The organism is Enterococcus sp. AZ009, from assembly GCF_050548785.1.
In the GTDB taxonomy this organism is placed as follows: domain Bacteria; phylum Bacillota; class Bacilli; order Lactobacillales; family Enterococcaceae; genus Enterococcus_D; species Enterococcus_D entomosocium.
The window spans coordinates 2,318,976-2,336,591 of sequence record NZ_CP172960.1; the positions used below are offsets into that span (position 1 = coordinate 2,318,976).

Consider the following 17,616-nt stretch of genomic DNA (forward strand, 5'->3'; position numbering starts at 1 on the left):
AGAAAAAACAACATCGAAAAACTAAGGGTGACTACCTTCTTTTTCCAAAATATCCTTCAAAAAGATTTTACGATCAGCTGGAACTTTGCGTATCTCCACTTCAATGCCTTGGTTTTGCAAGTAAAGCAATGAAGCAAGATCTTGATCATTGACTGACACGAAATTAGTGATCATTCGTTTTCCCATTGAAAAACTCATACCGCCGATATTGACGGAACGAATGTCAATGCCTCCTTTAACCAGAGTCACGACATCTTGAGGGTTGGTAAATAATAACATGACTTTTTGCGTATTAAATAATGTGTTATGCGCCACCTCAAGCATTTTCGCTACTGTCACCACATTGGATTTGATCCCTGGTGGAGCAGCTTCTTTCAAGAGAAACTTTCGTAATTGGTCATTTGCGACTTCATCACTGACCACGATGATTCGATTGATACCAGTCATTTTCGACCAAGCTGTGGCGACCTGACCATGAATCAACCGATCGTCGATTCGGGCAAGACGTATATCCATTCCCATTGTGCAAGCCTCCTACATCCATCGATCCGCTTTTCATATTGAGGATCTGTTCTTTTTTCAATCACCTCCTGTATCCACTTATATAGAAGCAAGAAGCGTGCCAAGTTTTTCCGATACACTATTCTTGAAAAAACCTTAAGAATCAGCATTCAGATAATACACTAAAAAAGATACACTAAAAAATACTGTATCTTTTTTAGTGTATCTGTATTATTTGTAAGAATTAAAAATACATTTCTTTTTCGTGATGGTTTTTGATCAGCTCTAGCAGATAGTACTCTTCAGTCTTAGGCACTTCGATATTCATCAAGCGTGAAAACGATTGGACATGCACATGCAATTGGCCATAAAGCGGATTCTCCTCCATCGCTGCTAAATCAATTTCAGAAACAGTCAATGGCTGCCGCAGTAAGATCCGCTCCAGCATACCTGCGCCATGCATCACAAAATTGATCTGAAAGCCTTGCTGCGCCCCTACCAAATCCAAATCGTGAATGATCTCTTCGCCAAATTTCCACAACGGCTCTACTACTTTTTTCGCATTGACATAGGTAAAGTTTTCCTCTAAATACCGGACACAGATTTCTTTCGCCTGCCGATCATCTAGCTGTACTTCATCTTCAAAACTCAAATCATTCTCTAATAGGATATCATCCAACAGTAGATCAACATCTTGATCAATAAAACGTTCTAATGAAATAAACGGTGCGTCGATATGGGGATCGATGATCCCTGTTGCGGCAATCAGACGGTAGCGCTGTTGAATCTGATCCAAGTCCGTCCTCAGATCCGCCACCGATAACGTCACCACTTCGACATTTTGGCTTTGACGTTTTGACAATGAGCTTTGGATCAATTCTTTGATGCGCTGCGCCGTTCCCTTTCCCGAAGCGCAGACCGCTAGAATCGCTTTAGGATGGTGGTTTTGTGTCACTGGTTCTTCCACAGTGACCGCTCCATACCCGCGGAACTTCCGTAATGAATCATAGAGCTGATCGAGGTCCGTGCCGATCACTGACGCTTTACGGACCGTCTCTAGGACGATGGAGGTGGTCACCATATCGACTGTTCGAACAGCCACACCCGTTTCTCGTTGGATTTCATTATTAAAGGTCGCTAAGGACCCCATATCGACTAAGAGGATCACCCCACTGCCATCATTGACTGCCCGTACACTATCCACGATTTTTTTCAACGCCACAGCCGGGGGCATATCTAACGGCATGTCCACCGCTGTCACTTGATCGACTTCCAGCAATTGTTTGACCACTTGTACCATGCTACTGGCTGTGCTGTTGCCGTGGGCTGCAACGACGACGCCGATTTTCCCAGAGGAATGAGAGGTTCTAAGAGAAACCAGAAGAACCGCTAAATAATAAGATTCGCTCTCAGGAATCGCCACTTGGAAACTATCACCAATAAAATCGCGGACTTCTTTGGCGACTTCAAACTCTTGAGGATAATCAGCTACCATCTGACGAATATTGTCATTGGTTTGTCGTTCTTCTCCCAAATGGATTTTTTTCAAAAACGAGCTGATGTGTAAGCTCATGGCATAGATGAAATTTTGCTGAAAATCATAATTTAAGCGTTGTCGAACCAGCTCATAGATTTGATTTGTTACACTGATCACTTTCTGATCGACAAATTCACTTAGTTTATTGACCGAGTTAAAGGAAAACCCGTGATCTTTATAAAAAGACTTTAAGTGAACATTGATATCTGTTGAGATAAAATGATTGATCGCTTCTTGATCTAACCCATCTGCTTTTAGCAGAGCAGCCTTGTCGCCGATAATATCGTAAAGATTATAAGGCAATTCATAGGAATCTGATTGAATATTGTTTAAGTTTTGATTCGGTTGAATGCTAATCTTCGGTTCAAGGATCTTAGAAAGCTCTGCCAGCTCATTGCGGCGATTCCCCAAAACGATCAATCCTGAACGAATCCCTTCTGGCAAATCGATCAAATCGATTTCAATCTCATCTTGTTGCATATGATTCAAAAAGCCCCGTGCACAGACTAGCTGGACATTGGATTTCAATTGACCGATATTCCCAAAACTGACACTGCCGATCAACGCTTTGACCACATCTTCTGTCAAGGAGATCGTCCGCTGAATACGGGTCGCCTCTTGCCCGACTAATACCCGAACGAGATCGACTTTTTCTGATGCGGGTCGTTTCTCAAAAAAGGGCAGTTGAATATTGATGGGAATGCGTCGGGTAAAGGTATCTAATAGCGTTGAGTTGGGGTCTTCGGTAGTAGCACCAACGATTCGGACATTCGCTTGATGATTTTTGCCCGTCTCTCCTAGACGACTAAAGGTACCATGATCCATAAAGTAAAAAATCATTTCTTGCCCTTCTGGCGGCAATCGATGGATCTCATCGAGAAACAACATACTCTCATCCGCTTGATCAATAATACCAATCTTCTCTTGATCGGCACCCGTAAATGCCCCCCGTACATAACCAAACAAATGGCTCATCAAAAGCTCTGGGTTATTTGCATAGTCCGCACAGTTAAAGACGATCAATTCTTTGTCATCGGCAATTACTTGATTGCTTTTGGCAAACTGGAACATCGCATGGGCAAAGTACGTTTTCCCAGAACCAGTAGGCCCTGTGATCAAGCAGTTTAGCCCTTTCGGCGGATACAAGATCGCTGCTTTCGCCTGCTCAACAGCGTTTTTCATACTTCCGTTGGCACCGATGATCGTCGCAAAAATATCTCGGTCAGAGGGTTTTCCTTGTACTCGTTGAGGGAAGGCTTTTTCTCTTTGCGGGCGACTTTCTTTGTAGCTTGGGACATACTTTTCCTTACTGCTGGGATCGACCCCTGCCGCCCAATAACGAACAGGCCGCGAGTCGCTTTTTTCGACGCGCCCTTCTTTGACAAGCTTATTTAAATCCTTACTGGCATTACTGCGCTGAATGGCTAAATGATCGGCAACTTCTGAAGTAGACAACCCCTTCTTTTCCCCTAAGCCGCTCATCGTATTTTCGACGATATATTGATAAATCCGTTCGATTCGCTTGCCCAACAGCTTCGCCTCCTTGTTTTTTCCACTTGAATACTTTACTCATTTTTCTATAAAAAAGCAACTTTTTTTCCACACAGAAAAAGCAAAATACTTTGTTCGAAAGAACAATAGAACGTCCTTTCACATGCTACTCTCAGCATAAAGCATTTTGCCAAAAAAAGATATTCAAAAGTCAGGATGTGTTAGGCTTTTTCATTGGGAATGAACGTTGGCACCTGATCAGGAAACCATTGCAGTTCTTTTTGCATCCAAATCACATCGTGCCATTGATTGAACTTATAGCCGACATGCGAAAAATCAGCAACTTTCCGATACCCAAGCTTCTCATGAAAAGCCTCACTTTGTTGATTGCCTCCTGTAATACACGCAGTCAGATTGACCACGTTTTGCGCTTTTAGTTTTTCTTCAAGCCCTTGATAAAGAGCGGTGCCGAGCCCTTTTGCTTTGGCATCCGGCGCTAAATAAACGGTTACTTCAACGGTCCAATCATACGCCGCCCGTTCTTTATAAGCTGACGCATAGGCATAACCGACAATTCCACTAGCCTCTTCTGCAACGAGATACGGGTAGCGTTTCAAGGTCTTGGCGATGCGTTCCGCGAATTCTTGAACCGATGGCACCTCCGTTTCAAAGGTAATCGGTGTATTTTCTACATAATAAGCATAGATTGCTGTCAAGGCTTGCGCATCTGCAATCGTGGCAGAACGTATCGTCATAGAACCCCTTCTTTCAGTAAATTTTTTTCCCAGTATACTCTTTCTGAATAAAAAAAACAATCCGCTTTTGACGGATCGTTTCCTAGTTATGAATGATTTAGCGGGCTTTTTCAACTCCGCAATACACGGTAAGATGTTGCGGCAGCACCGCTACTGTGATTGGCAATTCAGGTCCTGGATCACCATCGACATTCGTTTCGATCGTTGCCCCATCCGTCAAACGAATCGTTGCTTTATCAAAAGTTTGATAACCAAGAACATCATTTGATTCCGTAACTCCTTTGAGAAGCTCAGGCACGCTTTTGACAGTTTCCCAAAGATTCGTATCCTTTAAGTAGATCAGATGTAATTTGCCGTCATCGGTACTCGCTTTAGGCAAAAGAGATTCGAAACCGCCGATCGTATTGGATGAACCAACGATCATCGTACTGCTTTCCACAGCGATCGTCGTTTTTTCGCCATTATTTTCGGCGGTCACTTCAAACGGATGACTTTCATTTTTCCGCACTTCCCGTAGACCAGAAACAAAATAGGCCATTTTTCCCAGCTTGGTTTTTTCTTCAACTTCCACATTGTTGATCGCCGCTGGAATCATACCAATCGCCACTACATTGGTAAAATAGTCTTGATTAACCTGCCCAATATCGATTTTGCGGGTGTGATCCACTGCAAATGATTCGATGGCTTCCTTGGGATCTAGTGGAATCGCTAATGCTCTGGCTAAATCATTTACTGTGCCCAGCGGGAAGAAACCGAAATTTGGTCGTTTGTCATGAGGGGCTAAGCCATTGACCGCTTCATTGACGGTACCATCACCGCCCATTGCGAAGACACTGTCAAATTCTGCTGCTGCCTCAGAGGCAAAACGTGTAGCATCTCCTTCTTTTTCGGTATGTTTGACAACGACCTCTGAAAAAGCTTCCCGCAGCTTTTCTTCTGCCATCTCCTCAAATTCTTTCGCTTGTTCCCCACCAGAACTTGGATTGACGATCAATAATGCTTTCATAAAACAGCCTCCTTGTTTGGGTTCATTTTCTATGAATCCAGTATAACAAGTTTCACGAAACCTGTCTTAAACGACATCCGCCTATCCGCTGCAAAAAAACACAGCCTATGCTGACTGTGTTTTTTCGAGTACGCACCTCATTTTATTAAACCAATCGTTTACGCAAGCGCCCAGAAATAAAATCAATGATCGTGACCGTCACAACGATCCCTAATAAAATGATTCCTACACGGCTCCATGATCGCGCATTGATGGCAAAGATCATCGGCGTACCGATCCCACCTGCTCCTACGATCCCTAAGATCGAAGCTGAACGGACAGCCAGTTCAAAACGATACAAGGTAAAAGAAAGAAATTCTGGAATCAATTGTGGCAATGTCGCAAAGCCTAACACATCCCAACGATTTCCTCCCGCACTAACGACCGATTCTGAAGGACCGTGATCCATGTTCTCGATCGCTTCGCTATAGAGTTTCGCCAACATCCCAATGGAATGGACACTAACTGCCAAAACACCAGCAAAGGATCCGGGACCCACTGTTTTGATGAACATGATCGCTAAGACGATTTCTGGAAACGTTCGAATCGCCGTCAGCACGATTTTACCGAAACCTGATAGCCAGCGAGGGCTGTTTTTGCTGCGCGCCGCCCAAAAGGCAAAAGGAATACTTAATATTGAGGATAAAAACGTACCTACAAAGGCGATCGCAACGGTTTCGATCATCAAACTGATCAAATCTTCGCCATCACCGGTATAAACATAGCCCCAATCAGGATGGATCAGGCCATAAAAGATTGAGCCGACAATTTGACCGACATTTTCTTTAACGCCGGCAAAAGGTATACCAGCGAAAGCCCAAATATAAAGGAGGATAACGACTACTGCGATCAGCCAATTCCGTATTTTTTTCTTTTTCGGTTCTGCTGGCAACATCATAACAATCGCTCCCTTAATCTATTACTGATGGTATCAATCACCAAAACAACTGCAAAAATCACTAAGACGATAATCGACGTCTGGTCATATCGAAATTGGCTTAAAGATCGTTGTAAGAAAACACCGATTCCGCCTGCGCCGATATACCCAAGAATCGTCGATGCCCGCACATTGATCTCAAAGGCATAAAGCAAGTAACTAAGAAAATGGCTCATGACTTGCGGTACGACTGCATAGCGGATGATGTCAAACTTCGATCCTCCAGAAGCCGTGATTGCTTCGATCGGACCTTCATCAATCGTTTCAATCGATTCATAAAACAATTTGGTGATCATCCCAAAAGAAAACACAGAGATGGAGATCACCCCGGCAACGGGACCGATTCCGACAATGGCAACAAATAAAGCCGCCAGCATCAAATCAGGTACCGTCCGAATGATATTCAAAACAAAACGGAAACAACCGCTGATCCAATGATTCGTCATGATATTTCGTGCTGCTAAAAGTGAAAACGGAAAAGCCGCCAGTGCACCAAAGGTCGTGCCGATGATCGCCATTTGGATCGTTTGTAAAATCGGCTCTACAATGATTTTGGCATATGCCCAATCAGGATGAGCCATCTTTTGTAAAATGACATTCATTTGACTGCTATTGCTAAAGAACCGTGCCAAATCAACGCCTGAAATAGAGCCGCTAACGAACAATACCACTAAAAAAATGACGAGCCAAAGAACATTTTTCCATAGTCCGCTGCGTTTCGGCAACGTATTTGTCGTCATTGTCCTGCCCCTTCCTGCTCTTCTATGATCTCGCTGCCATAAATCTGTTTCAATCGCTGATCGGTCGCTTCACTGACAGGGCCATCAAAAACCAAGCCTCCGTCTCGCAACCCGATGATCCGCGTGCCGTACTCTCTTGCCAATTGGACAGAATGCAAATTGACTACGATGGTAATCCCCAGATCTTGATTGATCCGTTTTAAGTCATTCATGACTTTTTCAGTGGTTAAAGGATCTAAGGAAGCAACCGGTTCATCCGCTAAAATAATCTTCGGCTCTTGCGTCAAAGCACGGGCAATCGAAACCCGCTGCTGCTGACCGCCAGACAATTCATCGGCTCGAGTATAGACTTTTTCTGCTAAATTGACCCGCTGCAGCGATTGATAAGCCAGCTCTTTATCCGCTTGCGGGAACAAACCAAGCAACATTTTGATCGTTGGGTGATAAGCTACTCGCCCAGTTAAGACATTTCGCAAGACACTCGAACGTTTCACCAAATTAAAGCTTTGGAAAATCATGCCAATGTCTCGACGAATCAAGCGTAGCTCTCTTCCTTTTGCTTTTGTGATCGACTTGCTATCGATTAAAATCTCGCCACTCGTGATCTCGTGCAGTCGATTGATGGAGCGCAGCATCGTTGATTTTCCTGCTCCTGATAAACCCACTACGATGACAAATTCCCCTTTTTTGATATCGATGTTTAAGTCCTTCAAACCTAATACCCCATTTGGGTATTGCTTGGTCACATTCTGAAATGAAATAATCGTTTCGTTCTCTAGAGCCATGATTCTCCTACTTTCTTTCCATTAGGTAAAAATTGCTTTCCATTCGAAAAGGGTACCTCAACTACCGGTACCCTCCCGATCTATTCATCTATTAGTTATTGTCCGACTTGTTCCGCATACTCTCTTACGATGTCGAAATTGCTGTCTTGTGAAACAACGTATCCTTCATGAGAGTAAATATCAGAGATGATTTGTTTTCCTTCTTCATCTTTACCGATCGCGATAAAGGCATCTTGGATTTTTTTGTCCCACTCTTCACTCATGTCGCTGCGGACACTGATCGTATCGTTCGGGATCGGTTCGGTAAAGTACATTGGTTCTACCTCATCCATGATTTCTGGGTAATCATTTTTGACCGTGTTGCGGGCATCTTCAAAAACGAACGCTGCGTCAACGTCGCCATTCAAGACAGATAAGACCGCTTGGTCATGGCCTTTGACTTGAACAGTCGTCACATCCGTATTGATATCGATGCCTGCTTTTTTCATTTCTGCTACTGGCCAAACATAACCGGCAGAAGAAGTAACATCTTGCGTGGCAATCGTTTTGCCTTTTAAATCTTCCAACTCTTTGATATCGCTGCCGCTTTTTACGACGATCATTGAACGATAGCTATCAACCAATTCATCCGTTGATTCCCCACCAGGCTGTTTGATGCCATAACGCTGTGCTTGTAATAGCACCTTAACATTGCTTTGTTCATTTGCTAAAACATAGGCATTCGGCGGTAAAAAGCCGACATCTACTTGTTTCGAAGCCATTGCTTCGACGATTGTATTGTAGTCAGTGGAAACACTCACAGTGACTGGAATCCCCAATTCATCACTTAATAATTGCTCAAGTGGTTTTGCTTTTGCTTCTAATGTTTCTGCTGCTTGTGATGGAACAAATTGAACGGTCAACTTTTCTGGTACATATCCTGCTTCTTCAGCCGCCGAGTCAGTACTTGCTCCACCTGAGCCACATGCCGCCAGCGTAACTGCTGCCACCAAACCTAAACCAAACATTGCCGTTTTCTTCCAAACTTTCATCATTTTTTCTCCTTTTCATTAAAAAAATCGAACTCACGGAATTCCGAACTTTCCTTTTTGATTATAAAAAACCAACGAATCAAAAACAATCTTTTTCGAATTACGAACGTTTTCTTTTTTGATAATGTTCGTGTTTCGACCAAAATCATTCGTGAGCACATTCTCAATAATCAACGTTTTTCGAAAGTTTCTTTCCATTTATTCTACTTCCTCAGAGTATCAAATGAATATAAGGTTTGTGTTGTCAACGTGTAAAGATTTCGTTAATAGCAAAAGGAACTTTGTGAACAACAAAGCATGGATATACTCGTAATTCTTACCCTAAGTGCACAAAATTTCTTGAAAAATCTAGCCAGAAAATGACGGCACACTTTTTTGACCGGAAAAACACCAATAAAAAAAGCAGAGAATCCCCTTAAGAACCTCTGCTTTTGACCTCATTTTTTACTGTAGAAAGAGTCATTTACCCTTGATCCGTTGGCAGCTGCAACAAGAGTACATGCTCGTTATCAATCATTTCACCTGTCAAGACAAAGCCGTTTCGTTCGTAAAGCTTTGTTGCGATCTCGTTGCCATCTACAGCGGAGATCCTTAATTCTTGCGCTTGGATATGGGTTTTGAACCAATCTAACCCAGCAAGAAACGCCTGACTGCCTAACCCTTGATTTTGGAATTTTTCTGCGATCATAAACCGCTCGATCCACCACGAAGCTTTTGGATAATCCTCATCCGCTTCGTAAAAACTAAATAAGAGAAAGCCGACCATATCCTCACCATTGTAGAGGGCAAATGCCTGACGTGGTTCCTCATAGATCGCCTCTAACATTGAGTACCAATTGGGCGCAACAAAATCTTCTTGCTCCTTCGTTGTCTTCAAATTCATGCACGCACGATAGTTTTCCTTCGTGATTTCTTTTAATTGAATCATTGCTTCACTCCTTATCTAAGCTATTATAAATAACTATTTCGTTAAAACGGTTTCATTGGTGTATAAAAAAACACCCAGGTTACTTTTACGTAATCTGGATGTCATTTTCTTATGCTTCTTGCGCTACTGGATAAACAGATACTTGTTTTTTGTCGCGGCCTTTACGTTCGAAACGAACAACGCCGTCAACTTTTGCAAACAATGTATCATCTCCACCGATACCTACGTTTACCCCTGGGTAAATTTTAGTACCGCGTTGGCGATAAAGGATTGATCCGCCTGAAACGGTTTGACCGTCAGCACGTTTCGCACCTAAACGTTTTGATTGAGAGTCACGTCCGTTAGAAGTAGAACCCCCACCTTTTTTGTGAGCGAAGAATTGCAAATTCATTTTCATCAACATGAGATGCACCTCCTAGTTTTCTTTAGTAGTTTTGATTTGGATATAATCGTTGTACTCTTCTTGAACTGATTGCAAGCCGATCAACAAATTTTCTAAAAGAATTTGTGCGATATTCGACTGCTCTTGGGTCAAACGAGAAGGCAGCGTGACTAATAAGTACCCACCATTTTCGTTATCTGCTTCAACTTTTGGCGCAACGCCAGCCAAAGCATCGATCCCATTGACTGCACTGATCGCTAAAGCGGATGCTGCAGCACAGACGATGTCTTTGCCGTATTCTCCTGCTTGTGCGTGTCCAGCTAGTTCAAAAGAAACAATCCGACCAGAGTCATTTCGTTTGAATGTCCCTTTGATCATATTCGTTACCCTGCTTTTCGTAAGAATTAAGCGTTGATCGCGTCAATAACAACTTTTGTGTAAGGTTGACGGTGACCTTGTTTACGGTGTGAATGTTTTTTAGGTTTGTATTTGAAAGTTACGACTTTCTTTTGTTTGCCGTGTTTTTCAACAGTTCCTTCAACAGTTGCTCCTGCAACGATTGGGGCACCCACTTTTGTTGATTCGCCACCTACTAAGATAACTTCATCAAAAGTAACCTTTTGTCCAGCTTCAACGTCTAATTTTTCAACGTAGATTGCTTGACCCACTTCAACTTTTACTTGTTTCCCACCAGTTTTGATAATTGCGTACATGCTCTACAGCACCTCCTTATAATATACTTAGACTCGCCATCCCAAGTGACTTTCGTACTTACTACTTGTTCTGTGCGGTTGTAGCTGTGGAGTCCACAATTACAACAGATTAACTTTATCAAAATGTTTTCCTAAAGTCAATCACTAATTAAGGAAAAGACAGAATTCTTTTGCTACTAGTCATTTCCTTTTGTGCATTTTTTATTTTCTATTACTATAGAAGAAAGAGCACAAGCGAAACAGAATGAGAGGAGTTTTCATGCAATACCCCAAAGAATTAGCCACTGCCGTTCAACAGGCATCCCGCAGTTATCCGTTGGAAGGATTTGTTCCAGGTCAAGGACCGCTGCAGCCCAAATTGATGATCGTTGGTGAAGCCCCCGGTCGAACCGAAATCGAGAATTTTATTCCTTTTAGCGGACAAGCAGGAAAAGAATTGATGAAATCGTTGGCTTTAGCCGGTTTGACCCGTGAGGATGTCTACATCACCAGCGCTGTCCGCAGCCGTCCATATTCCGTCAAAGAACGAATCAACAAGCGCAGCGGTGCCCATGAGATCGTCCATCCCAATCGGACACCTACCAAAAAGGAAGTCTTGCTACACGCACCACTGCTTGACTACGAGTTGTCCATCGTGGATCCGCCCGTCATTGCAACTGTTGGCAATATCGGACTACAGCGATTATTAGGCAACGCCTATTATATCAAAGACCACCATGGCGAAGTGATCCGTTCCAAAATTCAAGAAAGCAATCCGACAAAGGATGGCTATCAATGGTCGGAAAAAGAATATCTGATCGTGCCGATGTATCATCCCGCTGCGATCTTTTATAATCGGACGTTGACTCCGCAAATCGAAGCTGATTGGCGAGGGTTAAGAAACATTCTTTCACAAATACCAGCCGACGAATAACGACCAGTCTCCTAGCCCTACTGCCAATACGCTGGAATCGTCTGCTCATAGGCGGTGATTTTCGCCTCTTCCTGCAAGGTGATACTGATCTCATCGAGACCGTGGATCAATTTGTGTTTCCAGGTAGCATCGATTGCAAAGAAATTCTCCTCCCCGGCAACGATCACACATTGCCTCGGCAAGTCGATGCTGATTTTTTCAGAAGCAGGCAGCGAGGCGATCCTTTGGCGAACAGTCAAAGGCAGCTCGATGGGCAGCAGCCCGTTTTTGGTGGCATTCATATAGAAAATATCACCGAAGCTGCCAGCAATCACGGCTTTAAAGCCGTAATCCAACAGCGCCCATGCCGCATGCTCTCGAGAAGAACCAGAACCAAAATTATCACCAGTGACGAGGACTTGAGCGTTCTGATATGCTGGATCATTCAAGATAAATGCTGGATTAGGCTTGCGTTGCGGCAAATAGCGCCAATCGTCAAATAAAAATTCGCCAAACCCCGTTTTTTCAACGCGCTTCAAATAATTTTTCGGTAGGATTTGATCGGTATCGATATTGTCATTCATCAAAGGCAGCGTCGTACCTTCAAATTGCGTAAAAGCTTCCATTAACCAACACCTCCAACCACTTCTCGTACATCGACAAAACGCCCATGAATCGCAGCTGCTGCCGCCATTGCTGGACTACAAAGGTGCGTCCGAGCGTTTTTCCCTTGCCGTCCAACAAAATTGCGGTTTGACGTGGAGGCACAGTGGACGCCTTCTGGTACTTTATCAGGATTCATTCCTAGGCACATGGAACAGCCAGGCTCCCGCCATTCAAAACCAGCCTCAATAAAGACTTTGTCTAAACCGATAGCTTCCGCTGCTTTACGAACAGGGCGTGAACCAGGAACGATAATGCCAGTGACCCCTTCTTTGATGGTCTGACCTTTCAAAATCGCCGCTGCTTCTTGCAGATCAGACAAACGACCATTGGTACACGATCCGATAAAGATGTATTCGATGGGGATATCGGCAGCCGTCTGTCCGGGGTGCAGTGCCATATATTCATAGGCCTGCTGATCATTGTGATCTCGCACTTCAGGAAACGTTTCGCTGACCGGTACTCCCATTTCTGGATTGGTGCCCCAAGTGATGTAAGGTTCTAAGGTTGCTGCGTCTAAGGTGATCAGGGCATCATAGTTGGCACCTTCATCGGTATAAAGGGTTTGCCAATCCGTCACCGCACTGGCAAACGCTTGTGGCGCAAAGCGTCGATCCTTCACATAAGCAAAGGTCGTTTCATCAGGTGCGATCAAGCACATTTTCGCCCCACCTTCGATCGACATATTGCAAATGGTCATGCGCTCTTCCATCGTCAGGTTGCGGATCGTTTCGCCAAAGAATTCTACGGCATAGCCACCACCAAAATCTGTGCCATGCGTCGCGATCAATGCCAAAATAATATCTTTGGCGTACACCCCCGGCTGCAGCTGACCGGTGATCTCAACTCCCATGCGTTTCGGTTTTGTCTGCCAAATCGTCTGTGTCGCAAAGACATGCTCCACTTCACTCGTACCGATCCCAAATGCGATCGCGCCGAAAGCACCATGTGTGGCAGTATGGGAATCACCGCAAACGATCGTTTTTCCTGGTTGGGTCAGGCCTACTTCTGGGCCAACCATATGGACAATTCCTTGGTTGGCAGAGCCATTGTCACACAATTCGATCCCAAAATCATGACAGTTTTTACGTAACGTATCCATTTGCTTTTTTGCAACCAGATCGGTGATGGTAAAAATATCTTTGGTAGGCACATTATGATCCATTGTTGCGAAGGTTTTTTCGGGACAGCGAACTGTCCGTCCCGCTTGCCGCAAGCCTTCGAAGGCTTGCGGCGTCGTCACTTCATGGATCATATGCAGATCGACATAAAGCAGCTGCGCCTGCCCTTCTTCTCCTGTGATCACATGCCGATCCCATAGTTTATCAAACAGCGTTTTCCCCATAATTGCTCACTCCTAACTGTGCAATGACCGCTTCTGTAAAGGCAGTTGTCGTTGCCGTCCCACCTAAATCACGCGTCAAGATCCCCGCATTCATTACCTCATAACACGCACTTTCGATGGTATCTGCCAGCTGTTCCTCTTGAAAGGACTCTCTTAGCATCATCACGACAGACAAAATCATGGAAACCGGATTGGCACAATTTTGCCTAGCAATATCCGGTGCCGAGCCATGGATCGGTTCATATAAAGAAACCCCTTCTGCACCATGGCTTGCGCTTGGTAGCACCCCTAATGACCCCGGCAAAACCGAGGCTTCATCACTTAAAATGTCGCCAAAGAGATTTTCGGTCACGATTACATCAAAGTCTTTGGGATTTTGGATGATTTTCATAGCGGCGGAATCAACATATTGATGAGTCAACTGACAATCCGGGAATTCCTGTGCCGTTTCTTCCGCTAATCGGCGCCAAAGCCGGCTAGTCGCCAACACATTTGCTTTATCGACAGAGAGAACACGCTTCTTCCGCGTACGGGCGATCTCAAAGGCTTTACGCAAAATCCGTCGAATCTCTGCTTGGTGATAATGATTGATGTCGTAGGCTTCTTCAGGTTTTTCTGCTTTTTCGCCAAAATAGATACCGCCAGTCAACTCACGAACGATGACAAAATCTGTCCCTCGAAGGATCGTTTCTTTGATGGGAGACAAAGCAATCACCGCATCAACTACTTTGATGGGTCGAATATTGGCGTATAGACCTAACGCTTGACGCAGATTCAAAAGTCCTTTCTCGGGTGTTGTCGGTGCGTTTTCCCAAGTTGGATCACCGATGGCTCCTAAAAGGACCGCATCTGCCTGCTGGCAAGCTTGTAGTGTTTCTTGCGGCAATGGCTCTCCAGTAAGTGCCAGCGCCGCTCCACCAAATGGCCGCTGGTCAAAATGAAAGTGCTGGAGATGGTCAGGACAAGCCGCTTTCAATACCGCAAGGGCACTGTCCATAATTTCTGGTCCGATGCCATCTCCTGCTAAAACCACGATCTTTTTCAAACAAGGACACCTCGATTCTTTAGAGCTGCGCTAGCCTGTACATATGCTTTGGCTGACGCCTGCAAGACATCAAAGTCTAAGCCGATCCCGCTGATTTTTTCATTGGTTTCCTGGCATTCAATGACCACGTGCACTTCCGCTTGCGCATCTTCCCCACTGGTCAAGGCAGTGATCTCATAATTCAACAACTTCGGCTGCTGCTGGAAAATCTGATCGATCGAGTTGTAGATAGCTTGGATACTGCCGGCACCGATGGCTGATGCCACTTGTTTTTCCTCGTCTTTGATGATAGAAACCACTGCTCCTTGATGGCCATTGGACACGTATTGTAGCTGAACGGCGTCCAACTCGCAGCCGCCTTCTTGGCTGCGGCCTTGATCGGCCACCAAAGCCAGCAAATCTTGTTCGGTCACTTGCTTCTTTTTATCTGCCAATTCTTTGAAGCGTTTAAACAATTCGTTGGTTTCTTCTTGGTCAAACTGGTAGCCCAGTTGCTGCATTTTATCGACAAACGCATGGCGGCCAGAAAGTTTGCCTAAAGGCAACGAGTTGGTTTCTACCCCCACCAACTGTGGGGTAATAATTTCGTAGGTCTCAGGATTTTTCAAGACGCCATCTTGATGAATCCCTGATTCATGGGCATAAGCATTGCCTCCGACGATCGCTTTGTTTTTCGGTACCGTGATTCCTGACAAACGTGCCACCAGATCGCTGGTTCGTTTTGTTTCGTTTAATTTGATGTTGGAGGTAGCCTGATAGAAATCATTGCGAATATGCAACGCCAAGGCCACTTCTTCTAATGCAGTATTGCCAGCTCGTTCGCCGATCCCGTTGATCGTTCCTTCCACCCGATCAGCACCATTTTCAATAGCCGCCAGCGCATTGGCTGTCGCCATTCCCAAGTCATCATGACAATGGGAAGAAAAAGTGATCTGCTGCTCGCTTTTGATATTGGCGATCAAATAGGCAAAAAGCGCTCCATATTCCGTAGGATTGGTAAACCCTACTGTATCGGGCACATTGATGATCGTCGCGCCGGCATCAATCGCTGTTTGAACCGCCTCAAGCAAGAAGGCTTTATCGGTGCGGGTGGCATCTTCTGGCGAGAATTGAACTTTTTCAAAGCGTTCACGCGCATAAGCCACATGTTCTTTGATGGAAGCGAGTACTTCTGCTTTCGTCATATTCAGCTTGTACTGGCGATGCACCTTACTCGTTGCTAGAAAGACATGGATCTGTGGATCGACGGCTTGATAAAGAGCTTCATAGGCACGATCAATGTCTTTTTTCTGACAACGGGCAAGTCCTGCAACGGTCATTTTCGTCACCGCCCCAGCAATCGCTTTGACTGCTTGAAAATCTCCTTCTGATGCAATCGGAAAACCTGCTTCGATCGTATCAATGCCCCATTTTTCTAATTGCAGCGCCAGTTGAACCTTCTCTTTCGTATTAAAGTTGACTCCCGGGGTCTGTTCACCGTCTCGCAATGTCGTATCAAAAAACTGGATTTTTCTCATCACTATTTCCTCCTTAGCAGTGGTAGGAGCACGCTTGGCGCGACCTCATTCAAACACAATTGAAAAAATGGTATAAAAAAAGCACTCCATAAAGGGTTTCCTTCATGCAATGCGAATAGGACTCTTCAAATGATGCCTTAAAAAAGGCGGGTCATAGAAAAAGAGTCCTTACGATAATAATAATAAAAATGCAGCTGTTTGTTTCAATCGTTTATCCATCGTCGTCACCTATCACTTTTTTTATCTTGTTATGAAGATACCAAACAGCAGGTTCCTCTGTCAACACTTTTCCCTGAATTTTCTGAATATTTCGATAAAAAGTTCGTTTTTGCCCTGTTGATGGGTTGCTTTTCTTCCTTGATGAAAATTTAAGCAGAACCTGACGAGATCTTCACAGGATTTTAACCAAACCTCCACATAACACCGTTATGATAGAAATATCCCAAAAATATTTTTCACCCCTTTATCCTGCCAGTCTTATGACTGGTTTTTTTGTTGTTCCAAAGACTCGAAAAGATTGAACTTAAGGTGAGTTATTCGTATAATAAGGGGCAGCGATAAATTAGGAGGATGAAGATGCGCAACGAAATGATGCATCGTCCAGTAGTCAAACCAGAACTAGTGGCGTTTATGCGTGAAAAACAAAAGCAATTACCCGGCGAACTTGGTGAAATCGAGCAAGCCGCTCATGAAAAAGAAGTGCCAATCATCCCACATGAAACAGTGGTCTTTTTGCAGTTTTTATTAGGACAGCTCCAGCCAAAAGAAATCCTTGAGATCGGCACAGCGATCGGTTTTTCTTCAAGCTTGATGGCGCAATGTGTGAAAGATGGTCATGTCACAACGATCGATCGCTTTGACGTCATGATCCGCAAAGCCAAAGAAACCTACGCTCGCTTAGGAAATGAAGAAAAAATCACGCTATTAGAAGGACAAGCGGCAGACGTCCTACCTACATTGAGTGGCCCTTATGATTTTATCTTCATGGACAGCGCCAAATCAAAATACATTGAATTTTTACCAGAATGTCTGCGTCTATTACGCAAAGGCGGTGTGCTGATGGTGGATGACGTATTTCAAGCTGGAACGATTCTACACCCCATCGAAGAAATCCCTCGTAACCAGCGAGCGATCCATCGCAAATTGAATCTTTTCTTGGATACCGTGATGAACCATCCTCAGCTGACCTCCACGCTTGTCCCTTTAGGAGATGGTGTGATTCTCATTACGAAAGAAGCAGATAGCGTAATTCTTGAGGAACCTGAGAAAGGTTGAGGGCAGCTGCGCTTCCTTTTTTCAAAGAAAAAAT

General features: G+C 44.3%; 18 protein-coding genes and 1 other annotated feature. Of the genes, 2 read left to right on the forward strand and 16 right to left on the reverse strand.

The window, feature by feature from the left end; translation table 11 throughout:
- Positions 1-21: 21 nt before the first annotated feature.
- From IGJ74_RS11165 to rplU, 12 genes are all read right to left on the reverse strand, one after another.
- Positions 22-516 carry a PTS system mannose/fructose/N-acetylgalactosamine-transporter subunit IIB gene (locus IGJ74_RS11165; RefSeq protein ID WP_026008065.1) on the reverse strand — a complete coding sequence of 165 codons (495 nt, stop codon included), beginning with the start codon at positions 514-516 and terminating at the stop codon, positions 22-24.
- A 229-nt stretch (positions 517-745) separates the two neighbouring features.
- A complete protein-coding gene (locus IGJ74_RS11170; RefSeq protein WP_016612246.1) occupies positions 746-3,520 on the reverse strand; it encodes a sigma-54-dependent transcriptional regulator in 2,775 nt (924 codons plus the stop codon).
- A 230-nt stretch (positions 3,521-3,750) separates the two neighbouring features.
- Positions 3,751-4,284 (reverse strand): GNAT family N-acetyltransferase, encoded by a 534-nt coding sequence (locus IGJ74_RS11175; RefSeq protein WP_034872572.1) that lies wholly within the window; start codon positions 4,282-4,284, stop codon positions 3,751-3,753.
- A 97-nt stretch (positions 4,285-4,381) separates the two neighbouring features.
- Positions 4,382-5,290: a diacylglycerol/lipid kinase family protein gene (locus IGJ74_RS11180; RefSeq protein WP_008378502.1), complete on the reverse strand. Its 909-nt coding sequence runs from the start codon at positions 5,288-5,290 to the stop codon at positions 4,382-4,384.
- A 145-nt stretch (positions 5,291-5,435) separates the two neighbouring features.
- Complete coding sequence (gene phnE, locus IGJ74_RS11185) at positions 5,436-6,227, reverse strand: phosphonate ABC transporter, permease protein PhnE (RefSeq protein ID WP_016612248.1); 792 nt, start codon at positions 6,225-6,227, stop codon at positions 5,436-5,438.
- Positions 6,224-7,006, reverse strand: a complete 783-nt coding sequence (phnE, locus tag IGJ74_RS11190) for a phosphonate ABC transporter, permease protein PhnE (protein WP_005235330.1) — start codon at positions 7,004-7,006, stop codon at positions 6,224-6,226. The genes phnE (IGJ74_RS11185) and phnE (IGJ74_RS11190) overlap by 4 nt, the downstream gene beginning before the upstream one ends.
- The gene (phnC, locus tag IGJ74_RS11195; protein ID WP_005235328.1) at positions 7,003-7,791 is read right to left on the reverse strand and encodes a phosphonate ABC transporter ATP-binding protein; all 789 of its coding nucleotides are present in this window, start codon (positions 7,789-7,791) and stop codon (positions 7,003-7,005) included. Before phnC ends, phnE (IGJ74_RS11190) begins: the two co-directional genes overlap by 4 nt.
- 95 nt (positions 7,792-7,886) lie before the next feature.
- Positions 7,887-8,822: a phosphate/phosphite/phosphonate ABC transporter substrate-binding protein gene (gene phnD / locus IGJ74_RS11200; RefSeq protein WP_005235326.1), complete on the reverse strand. Its 936-nt coding sequence runs from the start codon at positions 8,820-8,822 to the stop codon at positions 7,887-7,889.
- Between the two features lie 463 nt (positions 8,823-9,285).
- On the reverse strand, positions 9,286-9,750 hold the full coding sequence (locus IGJ74_RS11205; RefSeq protein ID WP_005235322.1) for a GNAT family N-acetyltransferase: 465 nt from the start codon (positions 9,748-9,750) through the stop codon (positions 9,286-9,288).
- A 109-nt stretch (positions 9,751-9,859) separates the two neighbouring features.
- Positions 9,860-10,153: a 50S ribosomal protein L27 gene (gene rpmA, locus IGJ74_RS11210; RefSeq protein ID WP_003126181.1), complete on the reverse strand. Its 294-nt coding sequence runs from the start codon at positions 10,151-10,153 to the stop codon at positions 9,860-9,862.
- Positions 10,154-10,165: 12 nt separating this feature from the next.
- Entirely contained in the window at positions 10,166-10,510 is a 345-nt protein-coding gene (locus tag IGJ74_RS11215; RefSeq protein WP_005225752.1) for a ribosomal-processing cysteine protease Prp, read from the reverse strand.
- 26 nt (positions 10,511-10,536) lie between these two features.
- Complete coding sequence (gene rplU, locus IGJ74_RS11220) at positions 10,537-10,845, reverse strand: 50S ribosomal protein L21 (protein WP_005225751.1); 309 nt, start codon at positions 10,843-10,845, stop codon at positions 10,537-10,539.
- A 19-nt stretch (positions 10,846-10,864) separates the two neighbouring features.
- Positions 10,865-10,935 (reverse strand) — a sequence feature (ribosomal protein L21 leader region).
- 169 nt (positions 10,936-11,104) lie between these two features.
- Between rplU and IGJ74_RS11225 the strand changes: the two genes are divergently transcribed.
- Positions 11,105-11,758, forward strand: coding sequence for a uracil-DNA glycosylase (locus IGJ74_RS11225; RefSeq protein WP_034872574.1), 654 nt, complete (start codon positions 11,105-11,107; stop codon positions 11,756-11,758).
- 17 nt (positions 11,759-11,775) lie between these two features.
- On the opposite strand, the gene leuD is transcribed toward IGJ74_RS11225, so the two are convergent.
- Genes leuD through IGJ74_RS11245 form a run of 4 tightly spaced genes read right to left on the reverse strand, consistent with a single transcriptional unit; the run spans position 11,776 to position 16,307 of the window.
- Positions 11,776-12,363, reverse strand: a complete 588-nt coding sequence (gene leuD / locus IGJ74_RS11230; protein ID WP_218192958.1) for a 3-isopropylmalate dehydratase small subunit — start codon at positions 12,361-12,363, stop codon at positions 11,776-11,778.
- Positions 12,363-13,745 (reverse strand): 3-isopropylmalate dehydratase large subunit, encoded by a 1,383-nt coding sequence (leuC, locus tag IGJ74_RS11235; protein ID WP_218192957.1) that lies wholly within the window; start codon positions 13,743-13,745, stop codon positions 12,363-12,365. Before leuC ends, leuD begins: the two co-directional genes overlap by 1 nt.
- Complete coding sequence (gene leuB / locus IGJ74_RS11240; protein WP_218192956.1) at positions 13,726-14,790, reverse strand: 3-isopropylmalate dehydrogenase; 1,065 nt, start codon at positions 14,788-14,790, stop codon at positions 13,726-13,728. Before leuB ends, leuC begins: the two co-directional genes overlap by 20 nt.
- A complete protein-coding gene (locus IGJ74_RS11245; RefSeq protein ID WP_016612263.1) occupies positions 14,787-16,307 on the reverse strand; it encodes a 2-isopropylmalate synthase in 1,521 nt (506 codons plus the stop codon). Before IGJ74_RS11245 ends, leuB begins: the two co-directional genes overlap by 4 nt.
- A 576-nt stretch (positions 16,308-16,883) precedes the next feature.
- Here IGJ74_RS11245 and IGJ74_RS11250 point away from each other — a divergent pair.
- Positions 16,884-17,582 carry an O-methyltransferase gene (locus IGJ74_RS11250; RefSeq protein ID WP_034872576.1) on the forward strand — a complete coding sequence of 233 codons (699 nt, stop codon included), beginning with the start codon at positions 16,884-16,886 and terminating at the stop codon, positions 17,580-17,582.
- The last annotated feature ends 34 nt before the right edge of the window (positions 17,583-17,616 follow it).